This window comes from Hoylesella enoeca JCM 12259, from assembly GCF_000613405.1.
Taxonomy (GTDB): Bacteria; Bacteroidota; Bacteroidia; order Bacteroidales; family Bacteroidaceae; genus Prevotella; species Prevotella enoeca.
Genome location: NZ_BAIX01000005.1, coordinates 100020 through 126602, shown reverse-complemented (window position 1 = coordinate 126602; position 26583 = coordinate 100020). Strand labels below are relative to the sequence as shown.

General features: G+C 48.6%; 15 protein-coding genes, 1 tRNA gene and 5 pseudogenes. 13 read left to right on the top strand and 8 right to left on the bottom strand.

What is annotated here, in order from left to right:
* On the top strand, positions 1-553 hold a 553-nt coding region (locus tag JCM12259_RS16690), incomplete at its 5' end, for a DUF6261 family protein (RefSeq protein WP_025065398.1).
* A gap of 199 nt (positions 554-752) precedes the next feature.
* On the opposite strand, the pseudogene JCM12259_RS13595 reads toward JCM12259_RS16690, so the two are convergent.
* Positions 753-1804 (bottom strand): annotated as a pseudogene (locus tag JCM12259_RS13595) (acetate kinase); the annotation flags it as partial.
* Positions 1805-1890: 86 nt separating this feature from the next.
* A complete protein-coding gene (gene pta / locus JCM12259_RS03260; RefSeq protein ID WP_025065397.1) occupies positions 1891-2907 on the bottom strand; it encodes a phosphate acetyltransferase in 1017 nt (338 codons plus the stop codon).
* Positions 2908-3064: 157 nt separating this feature from the next.
* Here pta and JCM12259_RS13590 point away from each other — a divergent pair.
* The 6 genes and pseudogenes from JCM12259_RS13590 to JCM12259_RS03230 all read left to right on the top strand — a co-directional run bounded on the left by JCM12259_RS13590 (position 3065) and on the right by JCM12259_RS03230 (position 13729).
* A pseudogene (locus JCM12259_RS13590) lies at positions 3065-4830 on the top strand (GNAT family N-acetyltransferase).
* A gap of 441 nt (positions 4831-5271) precedes the next feature.
* A pseudogene (locus tag JCM12259_RS13585) lies at positions 5272-7139 on the top strand (beta-galactosidase).
* Positions 7136-10958, top strand: a pseudogene (locus JCM12259_RS13580) (TIM-barrel domain-containing protein). Before JCM12259_RS13585 ends, JCM12259_RS13580 begins: the two co-directional pseudogenes overlap by 4 nt.
* 300 nt (positions 10959-11258) lie before the next feature.
* Positions 11259-12053 (top strand): ADP-ribosylglycohydrolase family protein, encoded by a 795-nt coding sequence (locus JCM12259_RS03240; protein ID WP_025065396.1) that lies wholly within the window; start codon positions 11259-11261, stop codon positions 12051-12053.
* Positions 12054-12072: 19 nt separating this feature from the next.
* Positions 12073-13011, top strand: coding sequence for a helix-turn-helix transcriptional regulator (locus tag JCM12259_RS03235; protein WP_025065395.1), 939 nt, complete (start codon positions 12073-12075; stop codon positions 13009-13011).
* A 253-nt stretch (positions 13012-13264) separates the two neighbouring features.
* Positions 13265-13729 carry a MaoC family dehydratase gene (locus JCM12259_RS03230; RefSeq protein WP_025065394.1) on the top strand — a complete coding sequence of 155 codons (465 nt, stop codon included), beginning with the start codon at positions 13265-13267 and terminating at the stop codon, positions 13727-13729.
* 95 nt (positions 13730-13824) lie between these two features.
* Here JCM12259_RS03230 and rnr read toward each other — a convergent pair whose 3' ends face one another.
* Complete coding sequence (rnr, locus tag JCM12259_RS03225) at positions 13825-16020, bottom strand: ribonuclease R (protein WP_025065393.1); 2196 nt, start codon at positions 16018-16020, stop codon at positions 13825-13827.
* A gap of 393 nt (positions 16021-16413) precedes the next feature.
* Here rnr and JCM12259_RS03220 point away from each other — a divergent pair, with 393 nt between their 5' ends.
* Together JCM12259_RS03220 and dusB are read left to right on the top strand one after the other, a co-directional pair.
* On the top strand, positions 16414-17700 hold the full coding sequence (locus JCM12259_RS03220; protein WP_025065392.1) for a histidine-type phosphatase: 1287 nt from the start codon (positions 16414-16416) through the stop codon (positions 17698-17700).
* A 74-nt stretch (positions 17701-17774) separates the two neighbouring features.
* Positions 17775-18754: pseudogene (gene dusB / locus JCM12259_RS13575) on the top strand (tRNA dihydrouridine synthase DusB).
* 136 nt (positions 18755-18890) lie between these two features.
* On the opposite strand, the gene JCM12259_RS03210 reads toward dusB, so the two are convergent.
* Both JCM12259_RS03210 and ung read right to left on the bottom strand, forming a co-directional pair.
* Positions 18891-19484 (bottom strand): DUF3109 family protein, encoded by a 594-nt coding sequence (locus tag JCM12259_RS03210; protein WP_036888460.1) that lies wholly within the window; start codon positions 19482-19484, stop codon positions 18891-18893.
* Positions 19485-20150, bottom strand: a complete 666-nt coding sequence (gene ung, locus JCM12259_RS03205) for a uracil-DNA glycosylase (RefSeq protein WP_025065390.1) — start codon at positions 20148-20150, stop codon at positions 19485-19487.
* Between the two features lie 433 nt (positions 20151-20583).
* Between ung and JCM12259_RS13570 the strand changes: the two genes are divergently transcribed.
* From JCM12259_RS13570 to JCM12259_RS13565, 3 genes are all read left to right on the top strand, one after another.
* The gene (locus JCM12259_RS13570) at positions 20584-20760 is read left to right on the top strand and encodes a fatty-acid--CoA ligase (RefSeq protein ID WP_148299562.1); all 177 of its coding nucleotides are present in this window, start codon (positions 20584-20586) and stop codon (positions 20758-20760) included.
* 68 nt (positions 20761-20828) lie between these two features.
* Complete coding sequence (locus JCM12259_RS03190) at positions 20829-22412, top strand: hypothetical protein (RefSeq protein WP_051559132.1); 1584 nt, start codon at positions 20829-20831, stop codon at positions 22410-22412.
* A 176-nt stretch (positions 22413-22588) separates the two neighbouring features.
* The gene (locus JCM12259_RS13565) at positions 22589-22963 is read left to right on the top strand and encodes an HU family DNA-binding protein (protein ID WP_036888478.1); all 375 of its coding nucleotides are present in this window, start codon (positions 22589-22591) and stop codon (positions 22961-22963) included.
* 106 nt (positions 22964-23069) lie between these two features.
* Here the strand turns inward: JCM12259_RS13565 and gyrB are convergent, their stop codons facing one another.
* The 3 genes from gyrB to JCM12259_RS16460 all read right to left on the bottom strand — a co-directional run bounded on the left by gyrB (position 23070) and on the right by JCM12259_RS16460 (position 25587).
* Entirely contained in the window at positions 23070-25043 is a 1974-nt protein-coding gene (gene gyrB, locus JCM12259_RS03180) for a DNA topoisomerase (ATP-hydrolyzing) subunit B (RefSeq protein WP_025065387.1), read from the bottom strand.
* 191 nt (positions 25044-25234) lie between these two features.
* Positions 25235-25489 (bottom strand): 30S ribosomal protein S20, encoded by a 255-nt coding sequence (gene rpsT, locus JCM12259_RS03175; protein WP_025065386.1) that lies wholly within the window; start codon positions 25487-25489, stop codon positions 25235-25237.
* Positions 25490-25515: 26 nt separating this feature from the next.
* A tRNA-Glu gene (locus JCM12259_RS16460) sits at positions 25516-25587 on the bottom strand.
* A 234-nt stretch (positions 25588-25821) separates the two neighbouring features.
* Here JCM12259_RS16460 and recO point away from each other — a divergent pair.
* Complete coding sequence (gene recO, locus JCM12259_RS03170) at positions 25822-26547, top strand: DNA repair protein RecO (protein ID WP_025065385.1); 726 nt, start codon at positions 25822-25824, stop codon at positions 26545-26547.
* Positions 26548-26583: the final 36 nt, after the last annotated feature.

The following is a 26583-nucleotide window of genomic DNA, read 5'->3' as shown; positions in this document are numbered from 1 at the left end:
CCAAAACCTGCTCACCGATCTGAACACGCCCGAAGCCAAATTAAGCGTCGGTCGCACGAATCTGCAAGGCGCCGTGGCCCGCCTCACAGCCGCCAACGCCGCCTTTGACAAATGCTTCCAAGCGCGCTTCAAAAAGACGATCCCCACCGGCACGTTCGACATCAAAGCCCTGCGCGCCAACACCGACGCGGCGCTCAACGCCGTGCTGCGCCGCATCGATTCGCTCGACGACCTCGAACCCAGCGCGAAAATTACGGCCCTCATCAGCGAATACAACGCCGTGATCGACAATCGTCACACGCTACTGGCCAACCGCGCCGCCACCAACAAAGCCCGCGCCGAGCGCCAGCTCGAGGAGCTTCGCAAAGAACTCGCCCCCCTGATCCGCAAATTTGAGGAAGCCAACGGCATCGCCCCCAATGTCCTCACCTTCACCGGAAAAACCAAAGGCACGGGTAAAAAGAAGTCCTATGAGTTGGCTTACACCACTGACCCGAAACGGACGCTGTGGGTTGTGCGCGAGAAAGACGAGCTGAAAGAAGTGAAAGAGTGAGCTGAAGGTGAAAAAGTGATATAATAAAACCCCGAAAGTTTTGTTTGACTTTCGGGGTTCATCGTTTCAACCTTCCGTTTGGTTGGTTGCATCAAATTGATTTTTATTTCTTGGCTTCCTGCACGAGCTTCATTGTGTCTCGGGCAATCACCGATTCCTCATCCGTGGGGATAACGCATACCGTTACCTTCGAGTCGGGCGTAGAAATGATGGCCTCTTTGCACGAACCTTGTTGGCTTCGGGGGCGATCTTGATGCCGAGGAACTCCAAGTCGCTGCACGCATCGAGGCGAGTGCCGGTCTGATTCTCGCCTACTCCGGCCGTCCAGACGATGATATCGACACCGCCCATTGCTGCTGCGTAAGCTCCGATATACTTTTTGATGCGATAATTATACATATTCAAGGCCAGCTGAGCACGCTCGTTGCCTTCTGCTGCGGCACTTTCGATCTCGCGCATATCCGATGATATGCCGGTGATTCCCACCACTCCGCTCTCTTTGTTGAGATAATCGGCCATCTCTTGGGGCTGTTTTCCGAGCTTCTCCATCAGATAAGTGACGGCCGAAGGATCGATGTCGCCCGAGCGAGAACCCATCATCACGCCGGCCAACGGCGTGAGTCCCATTGATGTGTCAACACATTTGCCGAACTTGACAGCCGATATACTCGCGCCGTTTCCAATGTGGCAGGTGATGATTCGCTGCGTTTTGATGTCGCGCCCGAGGTATTCGCACACGCGTTGAGATACATATCGGTGGCTGGTTCCGTGAAAACCGTAACGGCGAACGTGATATTTCTCATACAAATGATAGGGAATGGCGTAGAGATAGGCATAGTCGGGCATCGTGCTATGGAATGCGTTGTCGAACACGCAGACTTGCGGCGTCTTGGGCATCAGGGCATCCACGGCACGGATTCCGCGCAAATGACCGGCGTTGTGAACAGGAGCAAGGTCGCAAAGTTCCTCTATTCCTGCCTCTACTTGCTTATCGACGATGATGCTGTCGCAGAATTTGTCGCCTCCTTGCACGATTCGATGGCCTACGGCATCTATCTCGTCAAGGCTCTTGATTGCGCCGATTTCAGGATCGAGAAGACACTTGAACACGAAGTTTACGCCCTCTTTGTGATCGGGCATATCGTGCATGATCTTCTTTTTCTCACCGTCGGGCAGCGTGACTTTGATGAAAGCTTCGTCTAAACCGATGCGTTCTACACCGCCGGCAGCCAATACGGACATATCATTCATATCGTAAAGCTTGTATTTAATGGATGAACTCCCGCAGTTTAAAACTAATATCTTCATATAAGTTGATGTGTTTTTGAGTTTGTAAATTAATGAGTGAGCTTGGCATCCTGCGCTTGGCAAGCTGTAATGGCTATCATATAATAGATGTCATCGATACTACAGCCGCGGCTTAAATCATTTACCGGGCGTGCGATTCCTTGCAGAATTGGCCCGATGGCGATTGCATCGCCGAGACGTTGAACCAACTTATAGCCGATGTTTCCAACCTCTAAGTTAGGCACAATGAGCACGTTGGCATTGCCGGCAATGGCGCTTCCCGGTGCTTTCTTCTGTCCGACGGCGGGCACAAGGGCAGCATCGGCTTGCAGTTCGCCATCTATTTTGAGTTCAGGAGCACGCTGTTTGGTGAGCCGAGTGGCTTCTACTACCTTGTCGACAACCTCGTGCGAGGCGCTGCCTTTTGTTGAGAAGCTCAGCATTGCCACACGAGGCTCGGCAAAACCGGCCACACATTGTGCCGTCTGTGCCGTGCAAATAGCGATCTGCGAGAGCTGATCTGCGTCGGGCATAGGCGTTACTGCCACGTCGCCCATTACCACAATGCCGTCTTCGCCATATTGTTTCGCCTTGGTGATGAGTAGCATCGCACCGCTCACACACGTCACTCCGGGTGCGCACTTAATGATTTGCAGGGCCGGTCTGAGCGTCTCCCCGGTCGTACTCAGCGCACCGCTGATCTGCCCGTCGGCACCTTCGGTCTTGATAATCATACATCCTAAGTAGAGCGGATTCTTCACAAGCTCACGCGCTTGGGCAAGCGTCATCCCTTTCTTTTTGCGGAGTTCGGCCAGCAAAGCGGCGTATTCTTCGGCTTTCGGGTTGTTAAGTGGGTCTACGATTGTGGCTTTCCCGATATTCGAAAGCTCCCAAGCCTCGGCCAACTTGTGTATCTCCGTGGGATTGCCGATAAGGATAATGTCTGCAATTTCATCCCTCAAAGCTCGGTCGGCGGCCCTTAATGTGCGCTCCTCCGTAGCTTCGGGGAGCACGATGCGCTGTCTGTTGCTTTTCGCGCGATCAACGATCTGCTGTAATAAGTCCATTCGTTTGTTTTCTGTTATTCAAAAATTGTTCGGTCAGAAGAATGACATACAGTTGTCATTCTCACTTTGCAAAAATACAATAAATAATCGGAACACTAACGGTTAGTTGCAGATAATTTCTTAAATTTGCGTTAAATACAAATGCACTTCACGGCTTATGATTCAATTCAAAGACCTGTCCACTGCCGACCGGACACTTATTCAGCAATTCACTTTGTATGGCGAGCGCCAGAATTGCGACCTTTCGTTCTCCAATCTCATCAGTTGGCGTTTCCTGTATAACACGCAATTTGCCATTATCAACGACTATCTCGTATTCCGTTTTCACACCGGGCGGCATCTCGCTTACATGATGCCGATTCCCAAACCACAGTTGACGGACGACGGATCTTATCGTGTGCAGCCCTGCGATGAATGTTCTGTGGAGGTGATTCGCGCCATTCGCGACGACTCCATAGCGATGGGCCACCCCTTTCTGATGCTCGGTGTGTGTAATTATATGGTCGACTTGATCGAGTTGTCGTTCCCCGACACATTCACAATAGAGCCTAACCGCGATTTTGCCGACTATATTTACACCCGCGAAAAGCTCGTCAATCTCTCCGGAAAGAAGTTGCAGAGCAAGCGAAATCACATCAACAAATTCAAAAGTCTCTATCCCCAATACGTTTATCGACCGCTGACCGAAGACATGATACCACAATGTCTCGCACTGGAAAAGCAGTGGCGCCAGATTTCCAAAGATGATACCGACGAGCAAGACTTGGATGAAAGCCTGTCAATCGAGCTGCGTTCGATGACGAGGGCGTTCCATCGGTGGAATCGTTTGGGCCTGACGGGTGGCACGATATGGGTCGACGATCAGCTCGTTGCATTCACTTTCGGTTGTCCGATCAACCAAATCACCTTCGATGTGTGTGTAGAAAAAGCCGATGTCAACTATGAAGGAGCTTTCTCCATCATCAATCAAGAGTTTGTCAAGCATCTTCCCGAACAATATTTCTATATCAATCGCGAGGAGGATATGGGTAATGAAGGACTCCGAAGAGCCAAACTCTCTTATCAGCCCGATATCCTTTTAGAGAAGAATACGGTAATGGAGAAACATCCGCTGCGCGAATTCGAGGATCAAGACCGCATCTTACAGGAGACGCGCGACCTTTGGAAGCTGGTGTTCAACGATTCAGACACGTTCATAGACCTCTATTTCAGTCGTGTCTACAAACCTAAATACAATATCACCTGTCAGTTGAATCACCACGTGGTAGCGGCTTTGCAGACGCTGCCTTACACCTTATTATATCATGGACAAGAGCTTCCAACCGCCTATATCAGCGGAGTAAGCACGCATCCCGATTACCGTCATCAGGAGATCGGCAACAACCTGATGCGTCAGGCACACTTCGATCTTTTCTATAAGAACGTGGTTTATGCAGCGTTAATCCCTGCCGAGCCTTGGCTTTACGAGTGGTACGCCAAGTGCGGATATGCTCAACAGATCACATGTCTGCCCAATCCGGAAAGTCTTTTGGCAACAGATTTCGCCGTGTTCGATCGTTGGCAACGCGAAAAAACATGCTTCTTGCTTCATGATCAACCAATTTCGAAACGGCAAAAGAGGATATCCTCTTACAGGGAATTGATGCCGTGCATTCGGAAGAGCCTGTGCAAGGCATGATTCGTGTGATCAATGCTTTGAAAGCACTGCGCAGTTACGTCGCACAAAACCCGTCTTTGCAGTGCACAATACGCATAGAAAACGATCACGACATCCCAATGAACAATGCCTACTATGTTATTTCCGAAGGAAAAGTGAGACAAACTGACGAGCCAGATACCGATGCCCGTCGTCTCTCCATCAACGAATTGGCCGATCTGATATTCCAAAACGAGCATGCCGAGATGAATCTCATGATGAATTGACAGTCGACTGTTGCTCATTGTCAGTTGATAAATTCTATCGGTTGTCTCTCTCCTTCTCTTTTCAGGTGACATTGAAGAGATTTCTCATTAACCGTTGGTTGCGCTGCAAGTAAGCATTAATCGCAGTGCAACTAACGTTTAGTTGTCGTGCGATTAACGGTTAATCCAATACCCCTCTCGGCTCCCCTGCAAGGAGAGAGCATAGATGAGCGAAAACGATCAACCGAAAGTGGTAAACACGCAACAGCCTTTTGCTTTTCTGCCTCATCCTCAATCAACGATTGATCAATCCTCAAACGTTCTGGCTCAATTGGATTTTTGAGGAATATTAATAAATATCTTTTGTCTTAACCAACTTTTTTTTTGCAATTTTGCAAGATCTTAATCCTGCACCGCTGACAAAACAATCGCACGATAAATCAAATAAAATCGATACACATAATGAGACATCTGAAACTCTTGCTTGCAGCCGTACTGCTGCTCATTGCAGGTCAAACGATGGCCGGCAAACCCGTGAAACACTCGTTTTCCATTGCAAACGGCAACTTTCTTTACGACGGGAAACCTATCCAAATTCATTCAGGCGAAATGCACTATGCCCGCGTTCCGGCACCGTATTGGCGTCACCGACTGCGGATGATGAAGGCAATGGGCCTCAATGCCGTAGCGACTTACGTTTTCTGGAACCATCACGAGGTGGCTCCTGGCGTGTGGGACTGGAAGTCGGGGAACCGTAATCTACGTACGTTTGTCAAGACAGCGGGCGAAGAAGGGATGATGGTTATCCTGCGTCCGGGCCCGTATTGCTGTGCAGAATGGGATTTTGGCGGCTATCCCTGGTGGCTGCAAAACACAAAAGGATTGGTGATTCGCACCGATAATAGGCCCTTTCTCGACTCTTGTCGCGTGTATATCAACCAGCTGGCAGACCAGTTGCGTGACCAGCAAATAACAAAGGGCGGTCCGATTATTATGGTTCAGGCCGAGAACGAGTTCGGTTCTTACGTGGCGCAACGTAAAGATATCCCTCTCGAAACGCACAAGGCATACAGCGCTAAGATTCGACAGACACTCTTGGATGCAGGTTTCGATGTTCCGATGTTTACTTCCGACGGCAGCTGGCTGTTTGAAGGCGGTACCATAGAAGGTGCTCTTCCCACGGCAAACGGTGAAGCAACGTAGACAAACTCAAACAAGTGGTCAACGAATATCACAACAATCAAGGCCCGTATATGGTCGCCGAGTTCTATCCTGGATGGTTAGATCACTGGGCAGAACCGTTTCCCAAGGTCTCAACTGAAAGTGTAGTGAAGCAAACCCGGAAGTATCTCGACGGCGGGGTGAGCTTCAATTATTATATGGTTCACGGCGGAACGAATTTCGGTTTCACCGCAGGTGCCAATTATAATAGTGCTACCAATATCCTGCCTGATATGACCAGCTACGACTATGATGCACCGATCAGCGAAGCCGGATGGGCTACCGAGAAGTATAATGCTATCCGTGAACTTCTCATCAAGCGTGTTTCATATAAAGTTCCGCCTGTTCCTGCGCGTATTCCGGTTGTCAAACTCGAGCCGATTCAGCTCAACAAAACGGCGGATGTATTTCAGATGCTCGGCAAGATGAAACCCGTTGAGAACGAAACACCGCTTACTTTCGAGGCATTGAACCAAGGACAAGGTTACGTTCTCTATCGACGCCACTTCAACCAGCCCATCAGCGGACTGATGAAAGTATCGGGATTGGCCGATTATGCACTCGTTTACATCAACGGGAAGAAGCTGGGCGAACTCAATCGGGTGATCGATCGGGACAGTATTGAGGTCGACGTGCCTTTCAACGGCGTGCTCGACATCCTTGTGGAGAATATGGGACGCATCAACTACGGTGCTCGAATTACCAAGAATCACAAAGGTATTACAGGTCCGGTAACTATCGACGGCAACGAGATCACGAGTGGTTGGCAGATGTATCAGTTGCCAATGATGACGGTACCTGATGTCGACACGCTCCCCAGAGGTTACAATTCGGGATTGCCCGTGCTGTATAGCGGAACCTTTGAAGTGGCTGCTCCGGGCGATACTTTCCTCGACATGGAACACTGGGGCAAAGGAATCGTCTTCGTAAACGGCATCAATCTGGGACGGTATTGGCGTGTCGGCCCGCAGCAAACGTTGTATTTGCCGGGCTGTTTCTTGAAGAAAGGCAAGAATGAAATCGTCATTTTCGAACAGCAAAATGATGAAAAGAAAACGCAAGTGACCACTGTTACGACTCCTGTTCTCGAAAAATTGGTGAAAGAATGAAACGTATTCTTTATACAATCTGTGGGCTGCTGGTATCTGTTTTACAGGTATCAGCAGCTGTCGTTACGGCCGACGACTCTGTGAAAGATATCCGGCAGATCAACGCTTCGGCCGTAGAGGTGCTTTATCGAGACGGTCATCGCCTCACGATCGACTTTTATTCGGATAATATTTTCCGTCTGTTTCAGGACAATCACGGCGGAATCGTCCGCGATCCGGCAGCCGATCCGCCTGCAAAAATTCTCGTAGACCGACCTCGAAAGCCTGTAGGTACTCTGTCGTTGACACGCAATGAGCGCTCGCTCACGGTAAGTTCGCCGTGTGTTTGCATCGACTTCGATCGGAAGTCGGCACTGTTCCGCATCACAGATCTGCGCAACGGGCGCACGGTTGTAAGCCAGGCATCGCCCGTCCAATTCAAACGCAACCGTTACACAATGGCTTTCTGCGAACAGAAAGACGAGTATTTCTATGGCGGCGGCGTACAAAACGGGCGCTTTTCGCATAAAGGCCAACAGGTCGAAATCGTCAATACGAACAGCTGGACAGACGGAGGCGTGGCTTCACCCGCACCGTTTTACTGGTCGACAGGCGGCTATGCATTGATGGGTTACACCTTTGCACCCGGCCGTTATGACTTCGGTGCAACGCAGAAAGGTGTTGTCGGCATTTCGCACGACTCTCCTTACTTAGACATCTTTATCTTCGTCGACAACGATCCAGCGTCGTTGCTCGCCGATTATTACCAACTCACAGGGCGTCCCGTGCTTCTTCCCAAATTTGCTTTCTACGAAGGGCACCTCAATGCTTATAATCGCGACTTCTGGAAAACGTCGGATAACCCTGCAAAGGGCATTCTGATGGAAGACGGAAAGCGGTATGTCGAAAGCCAGAAAGATAACGGAGGCATTCGCGAGAGCCTCAATGGCGAGCGCGATAATTATCAGTTCTCGGCGCGGGCTGTCATCGATCGTTATCACAAACACGATATGCCCTTGGGCTGGTTGTTGCCTAATGACGGCTACGGAGCTGGTTACGGGCAGACGGAAACACTCGACGGGAACATCGAAAACCTAAAAAATCTCGGTCGATATGCCCGTAAGCACGGGGTGGAAATCGGTCTTTGGACCCAATCGAAGCTGCATCCCGTAGACGGGGTAAGCGCTCTTCTCCAGCGCGACATCGTCAAAGAAGTACGCGATGCAGGTGTTCGCGTACTCAAAACAGACGTTGCTGGGTAGGCGACGGCTATTCGTTCGGACTCAACGGCATTGCGACGTGGCACAGATAATGCCTTATTACGGTAGCAATGCACGCCCATTTATCATCACTTTGGACGGATGGGCAGGCACGCAACGCTATGCCGGTGTGTGGACAGGCGACCAAACAGGCGGCAAATGGGAGTATATCCGTTTCCATATACCCACATACGTAGGTGCAGGACTGTCCGGTTTGAGCAACGTTACATCCGATATGGACGGTATTTTCGGCGGAAACGACATCGCAGTCAATATTCGAGATTTCCAATGGAAGACCTTTACACCGATGCAACTCAATATGGACGGCTGGGGAGCGACTCCGAAATATCCGCACATTTTGGGTGAACCGGCTGCATCTATCAATCGGAGCTATCTCAAATTCAAGTCGATGCTCCTACCATACACCTATTCCGTAGCGCGCGAAGCGTGTTTCGGGAAGCCGCTGATGCGTGCGATGTTCCTCGAAATTCCCAATGATTACACCCACGGCAGCGACACCCGATACCAGTATATGTATGGGCCGAGCTTTTTGGTAGCGCCGATTTATCAGTCCACTCGCCCCGATTCGCTCGGCAACGACATCCGAAACGGCATTTATCTGCCACAAGGGCGATGGATAGATTATTTCAACGGCGATGTATTCGAGGGCGGCCAACTTATCAACAACTACGATGCGCCGCTCTGGAAGCTACCTCTTTTCGTTCGTCCCGGAGCCATTCTGCCGATGGCAAAACCATCGAACAATCCTTCGCAAATTGATTATCGCACGCGTATCTACGAGCTTTATCCTGATGGGAAGAGCTCTTTCACAGAGTATGACGACGACGGAACCACTGATGCTTACCTGAACGGAGCTTTCTCAGAAACACTCATCGAATCGTCATCTACCTCCAACGGTCGCTGCGACATCACCGTTCATCCTACGACAGGTCATTTCCGAGAAATGGCGAAGAACAAATCGACACTCTTCGTGGTCAATCTCACGGCTCGTCCCCAAGCCATTCGCGCTTTCATCGGCGGCAAGCGTAACCGCATTTCGTTGCAAGCGGTTTCCTCACGCGAGGCTTTGCTCCGCACGGACAACGCCTGGTTTTATGACGCCGAACCGCAACTCAACCGTTTTGCTACGCCCGGAAGCGATTTCGCCAAGGTCAAGATTACCAAGAATCCGCAGTTGCTCGTACACCTGCAAGCAACTGACATTACCCGCAACAGTGTGTCATTACACATCGACGGCTATCGGTTTGCCGTGGCAGACAAGCTGAAACGGCAGACAGGCAGCTTGATTCCGCCCCGTGAAGCAGGCGTAAAACCTGCCGACACCACACCTTATGCACTCACACCGACGTGGAAACGTGTGCCAGGTGCAGACTACTATGAAATCGAATTCAATGGAATGACTTACTCGACGATTCGTGATACCTCCCTGCTTTTCACGGATTTGAAGCCCGAGACTACCTATATATACAAGGTACGGGCCGTCAACAAGAGCGGTGTTTCAGCTTGGTCGCCGTTCGAGGCACGCACACTGGCCGACCCGTTGGCCGATGCACTCCACGGCATTACAGGCAAATCGAGCGTTTCCGATGCCGAAGACCACGAAATTTCACGGCTGTTCGATTTCTCGGATAAGGGCGATATCTGGTTCGCAACAATGGACAAGAGCGGCAAACCGTTTGAGCTGACAATCGATTTGCACGCCGTCTGCCAGCTCGACAAACTGCAATACCTGCCCCGCGAAGGCGGAGGCGCCGGCACATTCCTTACCGGAAGCATTGCCGTCAGCGCCGACGGCCGACAGTGGAGTACACCCGTTCCATTCTCGTGGACTGCCGATGACGCTGCCAAAGAGACAATCTTCGAGAATCATCCGACGGCACGCTATATCCGTCTCACCGTGACCGATGCCGTACGCAAATATCTCTCAGGCCGCGAAATCTATGTATTCAAAGTGCCGGGAACACGCCCGCTCATCCCGGGTGACATCAATCAAGACGGAAAAATAGACCAAGCCGATCTCACATCGTATATGAATTATACCGGATTGCGCCGCGGAGATCCCGATTTCGATGGTTATATCAGCAAGGGAGACATTAATGGCAACGGCCTAATCGATGCTGCCGACATCTCCGAAGTGGCCGTGAAGTTAGACGGCGGCGTGTCTCCCGATGGCCGAAAGCCTGCCGGAAGTATTGTGATTGAGACCGACAAAGCTCGGTATGAACCGGGCGATGACATCCGTCTCAGCGTTCGCGGTCAGGCATTGAAAGCTGTCAACGCCCTCAATCTCATTCTTCCGTACAGCGAAAAAGAAATGACATTCACGCGAATCGAGCCTTTGGCGGTGAAGGATATGCAGAATATGACCAACGACCGACTGCACAAAGACGGTTCGAAAGTGCTCTATCCAACCTTTGTCAACATCGGCGATCGGTCCATTCTCAATGGCGACACACCCCTGTTCGTCATTCATTTCAAGGCCCTTCGCCGCGTGAAGCTTCCACAAGTGAAATTCGATGCGCTGTTGGTCAGCAAAAGTTTGGAAACAATTGAGCAATAGTTACTCCCGCATAGAAATAAATTTCTTCCCGTATAAAAATAAATTTACTCCCGCATAAAAATAAATTTACTCGGGAGTAAATTTAAATTGTTTCCGAATTCACTGTTAATCGCGTTGCAACTCATGGTTAGTTGCAACGCGATTAAGCGTTATTCAGAACACAACTTACATCTAATCTCATCGACGGGCAGATACGAAGACATGGCGAACTGCATGCGATTTTCTGTGTTGGAATATACGCCTTTGCAAAGAAAACACTATCTTTGTCTCAACAATCAACCGCTAAAAACCAACACAACTATGTTAGGAGCCATCATTGGAGACATCATCGGGTCGCGTTTCGAGTTTGGAAACGCCCCGCGAAAAGGGTTCGAACTTTTCACCAACGAATGCTATTTCACCGACGACACGATCTGTACTATCGCCGTGGCCGATGCCGCTCTCAACGAGCGAAGCTATCAAGAGGCGCTGCTCGAATGGTGCGCGCGCTATCCGCAACCCATGGGTGGTTACGGCTATCGATTCGAATCGTGGCTCCATTCGCCCGATTCGGCTTCCACGGATTCATTCGGCAACGGATCGGCCATGCGTGTCAGCTCCATCGGTTGGCTGTTCGACGATTTCCACACCGTGCTCGACGAGGCTGCGCGTTCAGCCAAAGTGAGTCACAGTCATCCCCAAGGCATCAAGGGAGCACAATGTGTTGCCGCTTCGATTTACTGGCTTCGCACATGCCGCGTGCCCAAAGACGAGTTAGAAACAGCCGTCAACCGGCGCTTCGGTTATGAGATTCCGTCTCTGCGCGACGTTTACAAGATCGGCAGCGAAGGCCATTTCGATGCCACATGTCAAGAGACTGTGCCGATGGCATTGCGTTGTTTCCTGCACAGCGAGAGCTTCGAAGATGCCATTCGATTGGCTGTTTTGGCGGGCGGCGACACTGATACGAAGGCCGCTATCACCGGTTCTATCGCCGAAGCACATTATGATCTGCCCGAGAAACTCATCGAACAAACTTGCACCCGACTACCCAAAGAGATGCTTGCCGTGCTGGAACAGTTTTATAACAAGATCGAAACGAATATCCATCTCTGATCAAACGCAAAACACCGAGATGCGACACGACAAACTGAAAAGAGAACTTGAGTTGCTCATCCTGCTCACTCGAAACACCGATTACACGGTGCAGGATCTCTGCAAAGCGCTCGGTGTGACGACCCGCAACCTCTATTACTATCTCGAATTCTTGCGAGATGCAGGATTTGAGGTCATCAAACATGGTTATTATTACCGTTTGGGGCGCCATTCCAAATTCTTTATGCGATTGCGTGAAGGCATCGATTTCACGGAAAACGAGGCTGTTTTCATCCGTCGTTTACTCGAACGCGCTGACAAAAACAATCCGCTTGTTCCGCATTTGCAAGCTAAACTCGACCGATTTTATGATTTCCGTGTTACCAACGATCCGCAAATGCTGTCGCGATCGGCTCATAACGTAGAGAAACTCATCGATGCCATCAAGTTCAAAAGTGTGGTGCGGCTCCGCGATTATTCCTCACCGCACAGCTGCACAGTCACCGATCGCTTCGTGGAACCGTTTGAACTAATGAACGGCAACAACGATGTGCGCTGTTATGAAATCCTTTCGGGGATGAATAAGACATTCAAAGTGGCGCGGATGAGAGATGTGGAGATCGTCGATGCGGCATGGGGAAACGAAGCTCGTCATCGTCGCGTGTTCACTGATGTGTTTATGTTCAGCGGCGAAGAACGGTTTGGTATCGACCTGTTGTTGGGTCAATTGTCCTGCAATCTCTTTACAGAAGAATATCCGCAAGCGGCCAATATTCTCGTGCCTGCATCCGATTCGCGTTGGCATCTGCACCTGGACGTGTGCAGTTACACCGGCATTGGACGCTTTGTTTTAGGTCTTTACGATGACATCGAGGTCTTGGGCGATACCGGATTCCAGCGCTATTTGAAAGCGAAAATCCATGACTTTCAGACTAAGTCGGCTCACTCGATCCAAAGATTATCTGCATTGCGCACGTGATGGAATGGTATGATAGATTTCTCTCTCCTCCTTGTGTCCAAAAAGGCAAGCGTGAAGCGTTTTCCAACTCACCATCAATCGCATGGCAACTAATCGTTAATCGCACGTCAATTAACCGTTGATCAGCGTGTAACTAACCGTTAATGGCAAACCAGTCTCATTGCTAATATATTTGCAAACCTCCCGTTTTTTCGCTAACTTCGCAGCGGATAAAACGGAGATTTATCTGCAAATATCAATAAAACAACATAGAATGGAGAAATTAGTAATTAATTCTTACGAAGAGTTTGCGGCCCATTTGGGCGAGGATTTGGGTGTTTCGGAATGGTTGAAGATTGATCAGGAGCGCATCAATCTATTTGCCGACGCCACGCTTGACCATCAATGGATTCACGTAGACACTGCACGTGCACAACGGGAAAGTCAGTTTAAGAGTACGATTGCACACGGATATCTCACGCTCTCACTGTTGCCCTATCTGTGGAATCAGATCGTTGATGTGCGGAATATCAAGATGTTGGTCAACTACGGGATGGATCAGATGCGCTTCGGACAGGCTGTTGTCACGGGTAGTCGCGTGCGTTTATCCACCAAGTTGCACGCCATCAGTAATCTGCGGGGCATCTGCAAAACTGAGATTGCATTCAAAATCGAAATCGAAGGGCAGCGAAAACCGGCGCTCGAAGGTATCGCGACATTCCTTTATTATTTTGAATAAGAGTTTAGGGAGTAAGTAATAAGGGAGCAAGTTGTGAGCAACTGTTTATTTTCTTACTACTTATTACTTACTCCTTTACTTCTTCCTTCTTTCCTCTATTCCACCAACACAAAATCCAACTGCCGTTTTTCCAAATTAGCTTGCGCCACTTTGATGCGCACGGCATCGCCAAGCTGATAGCGATGATGATGTCTTCGGCCCACGAGACAATAGTTTTTCTCGTCGAACTCGTAGTAATCGTCATCCAGATCACGCATCGGGACCAGTCCCTCGCAGTGATTTTCATCAATCTCGCAATAGATTCCGAAAGCCTGAATTCCGCTGATATGGGCGTCAAACTCTTCTCCGAGTTTGTCGCTCATAAACTCAACCATCTTGTATTTAATTGAATCGCGCTCCGCATTCTGGGCCACTTGCTCCATGTCTGAGCAATGTTCGCACAGCTCTTCATAATGATCCTTGTTGGCACTACGCCCTCCGGCGGCGTAACGCGTGAGTAAACGATGCACCATTAAATCGGGATAACGACGAATTGGAGATGTAAAATGGGTGTAATAATCAAATGCCAAGCCGAAGTGTCCGATGTTATGAATAGTGTAATGAGCTTTCATCATCGCCCGAAGAGCTACCATCTGAATCAGATTTTGCTCATTTCGGCCCTCGCATTCACTCATCAGTTTGTTGAGACTGCGCGCTGTTTCGCCTTTGGTTCCGGCCGTTTTTATTTTGTAACCGAACTTAACGACAAACTCGCGAAGTGTTTCCAACTTTTGCGGATCAGGTTGGTCGTGCACGCGGTAAGGCAAAGTTTTGGCCATTTTACCACGTTTCGCCTTGCCAATACTCTCTGCCACGGTGCGATTGGCAAGCAACATAAACTCTTCGATAAGCTTATTGGCATCCTTTGAACGCTTGAAATAACAGCGAACGGGGCGCCCTTGGTCATCCACATCGAAGTGAAGCTCCTCACGATCAAACTTCACCGCACCGTTTTTAAACCGTCGTTCGCGCAATTTTTTAGCCAATTTGTCAAGCTGAATGAGCGCTGCTGCGTTTTCGCCTTGGTATCCTCCGCGGGGCGCCGAAGGTGCAGGTTGCCCCGTTCCATCAATGACTCCATTGCGTTCCAACAGTTCTTGCACTTCTTCATAAGCATAACGGCGATCGCTTTTGATTACTGTATGCACGATACGGAAGCTCTTCACGTCAGCATCTTCATTCAAAACAAAGATCACACTGTATGCCAGTTTCTCCTCATTGGGCCTTAGCGAGCAGATGAAATTGCACAAACGCTCGGGCAACATCGGTATTGTACGATCTACGAGATAAATAGATGTGGCGCGTTTCACTGCTTCTTTATCGATGATCGACCCCTCGGCAACATAGTGAGAAACGTCGGCGATATGCACGCCAACCTCCCACGTGCCATCCATTAGCCGTTTAATCGAGAGCGCATCATCGAAGTCTTTCGCGTCTTTGGGGTCTATCGTGCAGGTGAATGTCGTACGGAAGTCTTCCCGCTGGGCCAAATCCGCCGGCGTGACAACACCCGAAATCTTCTCAGCTGCATCTTCCACAGCTTTCGGATAACGATAAGGCAGACCGTATTGGGCCAATATCGTGTTCATTTCCGTATCGTTATCACCCGATTGTCCGATAATATCCACCACCTCGCCAATAATATTTTTGTGGTCGCTATCAGGCCATTGGGTCACTTTCACGATAGCTTTGTCATCGGTTTTACCGCCTTTCAATTTGCGTTTGGGTATGATAATATCGTGTACATAGAGGTTTTCCTGTGTTACGAGAAAGGCTATATTCTTGTCCACTCGCAGTCGGCCGACAAACCGATCCTTCGCTCTTTGAAGGATTTCAATGACTTCTCCCTCGCGGATATGATTCCTTCGGCGCGCCATAACAGATACTTTCACGCGGTCACCATTTAATGCCGACATCGAATTTCGCTCTGAAATGAACATCGGAGAGCCCCCTTCGTCGGGTATGAAAACATTTTTGCCGTTGGCTTTACGCATAAATCGCCCCTCGGCCACTTGTTGCATACGGCTGAGTCGATAAGTGTTGTCGCTCACCTTGGTAAGAACATCATCCCAAGCCAGCTCTTCCATCGTATCGATGGCCAACATTTTGAGCGGATGCGTAGTGAGTTTGAGCGATCGGAATATGTCTTTGAACGTGAAAGTCTTATCAGGTTGCGACTGAAAGAAACTCACCAACCGATCAGTTAGCTGTTGTTTATTCATCCGTTTGCCGCCTTTTTTCTCTTTTTTCATCGTATGTTAGCGCGTTAATATCTTGATTTGATTATATCTAAAACTGCAAATTAACAAAATAAAAACGACAAACTGCCGTTTCATTACAAATATTTTGCACTAAAATAGGGAATCAAGAGGTTTCCAATTCACCGTTAATCACATCGCAACTAACCATTAATCAGCATGCAACTAACCGTTAATCAGGACGCGAATAACAGTTCATGGCATGGTAATCCCTATTTTGTCAACACGAGATATAAGATTCAGGCCCTTTTCAACAAGAGAAGAGGGCAACGTATTTCGCTATGGAGGAGATATTTGTTTGCTGCCCGACATCCACATTTTTATGTAGAAGGGCATTGTAACTGGATTTTTTTGCGTAAGTTTGCAACCACTAACAACCACTGATTTATGAAAAGAAACTTTATTATTGCTGCCTCATTGCTTTTCGCACTCTGCGTTTCTGCGCAACAGGCACGCAAGGATTTCGAACGAGACAAAAATCTTTCGGCCAGCAGCTATGTGGCTTATCCTGGTCCGCAAAAAGCGCTCACGCCAGCGCCCAAAGGGTATCACCCGTTTTATATCAGTCATTATGGTCGCCATGGCTCGCGTTATCTCATCGGTGCTCAGGCCTATAATCTGCCATATATGATACTGATGCGGGCCGACAGTTTGGGTAAACTGACACCCAAAGGCAAGGAAGTGCTGCGCAAAGTCAAGCTGATTCGCGACGAGGCTTATCATCGCGACGGCGAGCTGACACAGCGGGGCGCCGAACAACACAGAGCGATTGCCAAGCGGATGTATGAACGATTCCCCGAAGTTTTTGCCGGAAAGACACATGTGGATGCCAAGAGTACGATCATCATCCGCTGTATCTTGTCGATGGAAAACGCATTGCAGCAGTTGCTCATAGCCAATCCGCAATTGCAAATTACGCACGATGCGAGCCATCACGACATGTATTATATGAATCAGACCGACACCGTGTTGAGAGCCAAACGCTCTACCCCCCAGGCTCGCAAGGCATTGGAAGCCTTCTCAAAAAAGCACGATAACTATGAGAGAGTGATGCGGACGCTGTTTAATGACGATGATTACTGGCACAAACGCATCGATGCTTCGCAGCTGAATCGACTGCTTTACAAGCTCGCCAGCGATGTGCAGAGCACCGAACTGAGACACAAACTGTCGCTCTACGATCTCTTTACGCAGGGCGAACTCTATGATAACTGGCTCAAAGACAATGCTTATTGGTATATCGGTTACGGCCCGTCACCGCTCACTGGTGGTATTCAACCTTACTCCCAACGCAATCTGTTGCGCCGAATCATCACCGAAGCCGACAGCTGTATGGCTCTTCCGCACCCTGGGGCAACGCTTCGTTACGGGCACGACACGATGGTGATGCCGCTCACTTGTCTCTTGGATCTCAATGGTTATGGCCGACAGATCACCGATTTGGAGCAGTTGGACGATGCCGATTGGTGCGACTATAAGATCGTTCCGATGGCTTCTAACCTGCAATTCGTGTTCTATCGCAAATCGCCCACAGATCAAGATGTCATCTTCAAAGTGTTGCTTTGTGAAGACGAAGCCACTCTTCCCATCAAAACCGACATCGCTCCATATTATCATTGGCGCGATTTCAAAGACTATTTCTTGAAGAAACTCGATGCGTATTCTGATCAATAAGGATTAAAAAGCGTTGAAAGCAAGCCCAAAACAGAGCTTGTCGACGTTCTGAAAAGAGAGCAAACAAGAGATGAATGAAGATCGGAAATATTGAATTCGGGCCTCACCCCGTCTTTCTCGCACCGATGGAAGACGTGACAGATATTGGCTTTCGGCTACTTTGCAAGCGGTTTGGAGCTCCATGGTTTATACCGAATTTATCAGTGCCGAGGCTCTGGTGCGCTCCATTCAGTCGACAGTGAACAAGCTGACAATCAGCGATGAAGAGCGTCCTGTGGGCATTCAGCTTTATGGCCGGGATGTTGCGTCGATGGTGGAAGCCGCTCGAATCGTGGAGCAAGCACATCCAGACGTGATCGACCTCAACTTCGGTTGCCCTGTGAAAAAGGTTGCCGGCAAAGGTGCTGGTGCCGGAATGCTGCGCAAAGTGCCGTTAATGCTCGATATTACACGCGAAGTTGTCAAGGCGGTTCACACGCCCGTTACGGTGAAAACGCGTTTGGGATGGGATCAAAACAATCTGATTATTGGTGATTTGGCCGAAAGTCTGCAAGATTGCGGCATTCAGGCGCTCACGATTCATGGTCGCACGCGCAGCCAAATGTACACAGGCGAGGCCGACTGGACATTAATCGGCGCAGTGAAGCACAACCCTCGCATCCGGATTCCGATCATCGGGAATGGCGATATTGCGTCGCCCGAACAGGCACAGATGGCCTTTGAACGTTACGGAGTGGATGCGATCATGGTGGGAAGAGCCACTTTCGGCCGACCGTGGATATTCAAAGAGATTCGGGATAGGCTTGACGGACAGCCCGTTGATATGTCTTTGAATGTCAATCGGAAGCTCGATATTCTCGAAGAACAACTCAAAATCAATATCAGTCGCATCGACGAATATCGCGGCATACTTCACACACGCCGCCATTTGGCTGCAAGTCCGATATTCAAAGGCATTCCCGATTTTCGTCAAACACGCATTGCCATGTTGCGTGCCACCACTTCGGCCGAGCTTCTCGACATCCTGGAACATTGTCGGCAACGCCTCGCCTGAATAGCATAGAGACTCAATAAACGGGAGTTAGATTAAGGTTTTACTTTTTGATTTATCAGCATAATGGACATTTGAAAGCTTTCAGCCCACCAAATGTCCATTATGTATGAGTTGACAAGTCGGAGAATCTCAATTCTTAATTACCCAATTCCTTGGCCACTTCGCACAATTCGCGATACCATTCCGCACCAAAGCGACGGATAAGCGGGGCTTTCAGAAACTTGTATAACGGCAGATCCAACGCCCGACCTTTTTTAACGGCATCCCGGCAAACGGTCCAACGATGATAATTGAGGCCGATCAGACCGCCATCGAATCGTTTTTCGCGAATCGGATAGAGGGCACACGAGATAGGTTTGCAGAACTTCGTTGCACCCGTCCGGTAGCTTTTCTCTAAGGCACAGAGACAAACTCCGTCGGCATAACACGTAAACACACAGTCTTTTCCGCCAACAATGCTTGTCACCAAATCGCCTTCGCGATCGGTGTAAGCTACTCCCTGCTTGTCTAAAACGGCCTGAGCCGAGGCCGAGAGATCGTTCCAAACAGTGTCGAGCGCGTCTTCAATACTGCTGATTTCATCTAATGTGACTGGTGCGCCGGCATCTCCTTCGACGCAGCAGATGCCTTTGCAGGCCTCTAAATCGCAACAGAAGCGCTCTGTCAGGATGTCGGACGAAAGGAGTACGTTGCCCACTTGGATGATTGGCATGATCTGTTTGTCTATCATTTACCAGTGAATGGGTTGCTCGCCATGCTGCTGCAAATAGGCATTGCACTGCGAGAAATGATGATTGCCGAACCATCCGCCTCGATTGGCAGATAAAGGCGAGGGATGGACTGACTGTAAAATAAGGTGACGCGAACTGTCGATCAGCGCGACTTTTGACCGTGCATAGCCGCCCCAAAGAATAAAAACCAAATGCTCGCGATCAGCATTCAAAGCTCGAATGGCGGCATCGGTGAATTCTTCCCAGCCTTTTCGCTGGTGACTTCCGGCCTGATGAGCCCGCACGGTAAGCGTTGCATTGAGCAGCAAAACGCCTTGTTCAGCCCAGCGGGTGAGGTCGCCCGATGGAGGCATAGGTGTCCCCAAATCCATCTCGATCTCTTTAAAGATGTTCACTAAGGATGGAGGGAAAGGCACACCGGCATTGACCGAGAAGCTGAGTCCATGCGCTTGGCCCGGCTCGTGATAAGGATCTTGCCCGATGATAACCACTTTTACGCGGTCGAAAGGGCATAGATCGAACGCATTAAACACCTTATTCCCAGGTGGGAAGCAGGTGTAATGCGTGTATTCTTGACGCACAAACGCTGTCAGTTGAGCAAAATACGGCTTATCGAATTCGGCTCCGATGTGCTGTCGCCACGACTCTTCGATCTTTACATTCATTGGTTTTGCTTTTTTTTGTGGCTACAAAGATACGGAAAAACAGAGCTTCCTACAAAAACTTTTTTGCACAAAAGCTTGGCCGGTTAAAAACTTTTATCTACCTTTGCCGCCGTGAACCATTTAGCAATGACATATCAGAGTGGCAAAGGCTTGCGGAGAATCTCCAAATTCTCTGCATCTTTTAACGTTTTATATTTGGCCATCTCAGAAAAAGTCTTAACACACACACACACATCGCACCTGGCGTAACATTATTTTAAGTCTTCGCATACGCGCGCGCGTAGAGCGTAGATTTTCCCCAGTAAAAAGGGGAGATTTATTAAAGACAAAGGGCGTAATAAACATTCCCTTTGTTCGCTTTTTCATGCTCTTTTACCAACTCTGGCAAGAGCAAGATAACGCACAATATTTACCCAAAAATATAAAGAAAACAATGAACAGAAAAGAGAGTTTAGTGGGCTACGAGAAGCCCGAATGCGCCATCATAGAGTTGGCGACAGAAACATTTATCTGCGGTAGCCCAAAAGTAACGCCGAGCGCTCCCGGTTTTGAAGAAGACGATTGGGATGATAAAGGCGATATTGACGCAGGAGAGTTTGAAACAGAGTAGTAAAAAGTAGTAAGTAAATAGACAACAACATGAAAAAGTATATATTTCTTAGCGCAGCCCTGCTGTTATTGACAGCAAGCTGTAGCACCAACGACGATAATAACAACGAACAAAGAGAAGAAACACAAGGCGTACGCTTCACTATCACCGAAGAGGGATTCGGTGCCGACACTGAACTAACGCGCTCGAAAACAACAACAAAACCTCAAATCATCGATACAGGCGACTGCGAAGCTGAAGTATCTATCGAGAATGCACCTGCCGAAAAGCAAGCTACAACACGTAGTGTTACCGGCCCTGTGCATTACACGATTCGTGCCTACCACAACGGTGCACTGCAAGGCGAACTCAAAGGAACATTTACCAGCACAGGTTTTACCCCCGATGCCGGCTATAATACATACATGATGCTAGGAAAAAATCGAACCTACACGTTTATCTGCTTCAATGATAAGGTAACGCCTAACGGTAACAACTTAGAGATTGCTTTAGCCAATGCTAAAGATGCTCGCATTGGCCGGCAACAAATCACGCTTACAACGGTCGATCAACCTATCAATCTCTCATCGAAACACGCCGGCTGCCGAATACAAACGAAGGTTGTAGCACAGAAAGATATGCCTGCTCTGACTTCTACTATCGAATCTATCGGTGCTACTGTTGCACAAAACGTATCTTACGATCCGACGATGGACACTTATACTCCGACTGCCACAGCTACTATGCCAGCTACAACTAATAATTCATCGGCTAGCACAGAACCAAAATACACAGCTTCTGACCATGGGAAGTATTACAGTTACACCTCACCGGCTCCGTATTTTTATTTTTTGCCGGGTATGGACATAGCTAACCTGAAGCTAAACAACCTTAGCGGTACCATCTTTTGGAAACCATTCGACATGAATATTGCAAAACTAAGTACCACTAGCAAACAACTAGAGGCTAACGGCTCTTATACCATTAAAATAAAGATGAAGCCTAATTACACTTATCTGATGAGTGATGGTACTACCGGTTTCTTCCGCGAAACTACTTACGGTGGCGGAACCAAAACACCAATTGCCATTGTTTTAGATAAAGGGAAACGCATGGCTATGGCTTTAAAAACAGCAGGACGATCAACTTGGTGTGCCACAGATCTTATTTACTATCATAATAAACTCACCACACGCACAGTTGCTAACTTATCTGATGCTTTAAATGGTTCTGCCACAAGTGGGAGAGACGATACTTGGAATCCGAGCACTACTGCGAGCGGTTATGGAATAAAAGCCAATAAACCTTTCATATTCACATCTTTTGTAACAGCTGCTTATTATGATCCCGAGGTAACCTACACAGGCACACCAGCACTGCAATGGTATCTCCCCTCTCATTATGACTATACATATATTTTCCCCTTAGGCTTTGGTGATAGAACTACTGTTACTCAGGCGAAAAGTTATGAGTGGTATGGGAATTTATTCTATACAGCATTAACACAAGTAGGAGGCGATACATTCCAATATCTTGAATGGACAAGTACAGAATGTCAGAGCGAATACGGCGGATACGATGGTGGTACGGTTAATATCGATCGCACGATTTTATCATGGTCTTCAGGGAGCCGGAATTATTTATATGAAGTCCGTTCTTTCGCTGCTTATTAAAAATATATCATATTTTAATGATACGGTTGGTCAGGAATTTACATACGGTTGCGGCAAAATTTTCTCCCGGAAGAAAATAAATTTCTATGCGGGAAGAAATTTTCTTCCAACCGTATGTAATTTTTCGGCTTCCCGATATATTGAGAATCAATTACTTACAAACATATAAAATGACGATGAAAGTTAACTTAGTAAAGCGGAAGAATCCGCAAAACAAAGCGCAAGTAAAATGGTATGGCAACGCCGTGAATCTGGGCACGAAGACATTAGTAGAGATTGCCGACGAGATAGCAGGGCGATCGTCGCTCACGCGCGGCGATATCCTGAACGTGTTGGCCAACTTTGTCGACTGCTTGCCGCCGGCGCTGATCGATGGTTTCAGCATCCAGATGGGCGAGTTTGGCACGCTTCGCATTTCGCTCTCGAGCAAGGGCGCCGCCACCGCTAAAGACTTCAACACGAAAGACATCAGGCCCCGTATTATCTTCACGCCGGGCGTCTCCCTCAAAAAACGCCTCAAAGGCATGTCGTTTGAGGTGGTGAAGAAGTAGACAAGTTAACGAGGCACCTCGCAAAATGAAATACGGCGAGCTACTCTGGAGAGAGAGTAGCTCGCCGCTTTATCATAGAGTGCGGTGGGCAGCTTGCCACAAACGGTTATGCATCGATGTTCGCATAGGTTGCGTTTGCCTCGATAAACTCACGTCGCGGCTCTACATCATCACCCATTAGCATCGAGAAAATCTCATCAGCTTCAGCGGCATTCTCTATATTTACTTGTTTCAATAATCGTGTTTTAGGATCCATTGTGGTCTCCCACAGCTGCTCGGGGTTCATCTCTCCGAGTCCTTTATAGCGCTGGGTGTGGATGTTCTTACCGTCTTCTACGCCCTCGCCGTACTTATCTAAGAACGCTTGTCGCTGCTGATCGGTGTAGCAGTATTCTTTAACCTTATTACGATAGGTGCAGAGATAGAGCGGCGGAGTAGCTATATAGAGGTGTCCGTCTTGAATAACCTTAGGCATAAAACGATAAAACAGCGTCATAATCAGCGTGTCGATGTGCGATCCATCGACGTCGGCATCGGTCATAATAATAATCTTATCGTATCTTAGTTTATCGATATTGGCCTCGCGGTCGCCCTCACCGTCGACTCCGAAACGTACACCTATGCTTTGAATGATATTCATTACCGACTCCGCTTCAAACACTTTGTGCCACTGAACCTTCTCAACGTTGAGGATTTTACCCTTTAATGGCAGGATGGCTTGTGTGTAACGGTCTCGTCCTTGCTTAGCGGATCCACCCGCAGAGTCACCCTCTACGAGGAAGATTTCACACGCTTTGGGGTCTTTGTTGGAGCAATCGGCCAGCTTACCGGGCAATCCTCCGCCCGACATCGGGTTCTTTCGTTGTACGCTTTCGCGTGCCTTGCGAGCCGCGATACGTGCAGTGGCTGCGAGAATTACCTTGTCGCAGATCTGTTTTGCTTCTTTCGGATGCTCCTCCAAATAATAAGTAAGCGCCTCACCGACGGCTTGTTGCACGGCGCCTGCCACTTCGCTGTTGCCCAACTTGGTCTTGGTCTGTCCCTCGAACTGCGGTTCCGCCACCTTAATTGATATCACAGCCGTGAGTCCTTCACGGAAATCCTCGCCCGCAATCTCTATCTTTGCCTTCTCGATTTGCTTCGAAATAATCGGATCTGCATCTGCATATGCTTTCAAAGTACGTGTCAATGCGATGCGGAAACCTGTGAGATGTGTACCGCCTTCAATCGTATTGATGTTGTTGACATATGAATGGATATTCTCGGAATAGTCTGTATTGTACATAATGGCAACCTCAAAGGGGATGCTTTGCTTTTCAGTCTTCAAGTAAATGACATCATCGAAGAGGTGCGTACGGTGCCGATCGACATAGCGAACGAACTCTTTCAGACCATCCTTGGCGTGAAAAACCTCGGTCTTTGTCTTGCCTTCATCGTCCGGGCGCAGGTCTTTCAGCGTGATTCTGATACCTGCATTGAGGTAAGCAAGCTCTCGCATACGGCTCGCAATGATGTCCCATTTATAGACAGTCGTGGTGAATATCGTCGGATCCGGCCAAAACTGCTGGCGTGTTCCGCGCAGAGTCGTCTCGCCGATAACTTTTACCGGGTACAACGGTCGACCCTGTTCGTATTCCTGTTGATAGATCTTGCCGTCGCGGAACACCTGAGACAACATCCGAGAGGATAGTGCATTGACGCAACTGACGCCTACTCCGTGGAGCCCTCCACTGACTTTGTAAGACCCTTTATCAAATTTTCCGCCGGCGTGGAGCACCGTCATCACTACTTCCAAGGCTGATTTGTGCAGCTTCTCGTGCTCATCCACGGGTATTCCACGGCCATTGTCTTGCACGGTAATGGAGTTATCCTCATTGATTGTAACCTCAATGTCGGTGCAATAGCCCGCCATTGCTTCGTCGATCGAGTTGTCTACGGTCTCATTGACCAAGTGATGGAGTCCCTTTTCGCTGATATCGCCGATATACATTGCGGGTCTTTTGCGAACCGCTTCAAGTCCTTCGAGTACCTGAATGTTACTGGCCGAGTAATTATTCTCGTTGTTTTGTTTTTCTGCCATTTTCGTTTTGGGAAAAAATATACTTTGCAAAGATACGAAAAAACTGCCGAATACGGCAATCTTATGCTGCAAAAATTGCATAAAACAACCGCCTGTCCGACCGCCGTTTCATGTCATAACAGGAATAAACAAATAAAGGCCGCATCCCCGAAAGGATGTGACCTCAGATATATTAACCGAGAACGCCCGCTTTATCCCAGCTTGCTGATATGCAAGCAGAGGCTTGATTTCAAGTTGGCAGCCTTATTCTTATGGATGATATTGGTCTTAGCAAGTTTGTCCAACATCTTCTGAACCACAGGATAAAGCTTCACGGCTTCTTCTTTATTCGTAATGGCGCGGAGCTTGCGAACGGCATTACGCATTGTCTTTGCGTAATATTTGTTGTGCAATGTCCTCGTTTTCGTCTGACGAATTCGTTTCAGTGCTGATTTGTGATTTGCCATCTTCGTTTTCTGTTTTTATTGTTAAGTAGTCCCTAGGAGAGTCGAACTCCTCTTTAGAGAATGAAAATCTCTCGTCCTAACCGATAGACGAAGGGACCGAAACCTGCTTGTTTTGCGGCTGCAAAGGTACGGTATTTTATTGATTCAGCCAAATTTTCAACCACATTTTTTCATTAGTCTATTGATTTTTCGTATTTTTGTGATCTGCAAGTGATCGTTAAGCGCGGTGCCAAACACCGTTAAACGCACGCTCACTGACGGTAATTCGCACGCCGTTTAACGGCCTCTCGCAAACCCGTTTGTAACTCATTGAATTTTAATTGATAACACCAATGCAAATCAAAACGCGTGCCATCGTTCTCAACGCCATCAAATACGGCGAATCGCAAAGGGTGGTTGACTTCCTCACCGAGCAATTCGGCCGACTGTCTTTTATTTGTCGGCTGCCCAAATCGGCCCGATCCCGCCTGCGAAAGTCGTTTTTCCAACCGATGACGGTCGTGGAAATCACATTCGATTACCGACAACGTTCGCGTTTGCAACACATCAAAGAGGAAACCATTGTGATGCCTTTCGCTTCCATTCCGTTCGATCCCTATAAGCTGTCAATATCGCTTTTCCTGGCCGAATTTCTCTATCATGCCACCCGAAGCGAGCAAGCCGATCTGCCGCTGTTCAACTATGTGACGACGAGCCTGGCCTGGTTGGACGGCGCACAACGATCGTTTTCCAATTTTCATTTGGTGTTCATGATGCGACTGACGCGTTTCCTGGGTTTCTATCCTAATCTTGACGACTATTGCGAAGGTGATTTCTTCGATCTCCGCAACAGTAATTTCACCCCCGAAGCTCCGTTGCACGCCGACTTTCTGCGTCCCGATGAGGCCGCCAAAATCTGTCTGCTGATGCGGATGAACTATGAAACGATGCATCTCTTTGCTATGTCGCGCATTGAGCGCAACCGTTGTTTGGAACTCATCATCACCTATTATCGCCTGCATTTGCCCGCTTTTCCCGAACTCAAATCGCTCTCTGTGCTGCGCGAATTGTTTTCATAGAAACAGAGAATACATTGCATGGATCAACTCATAAAC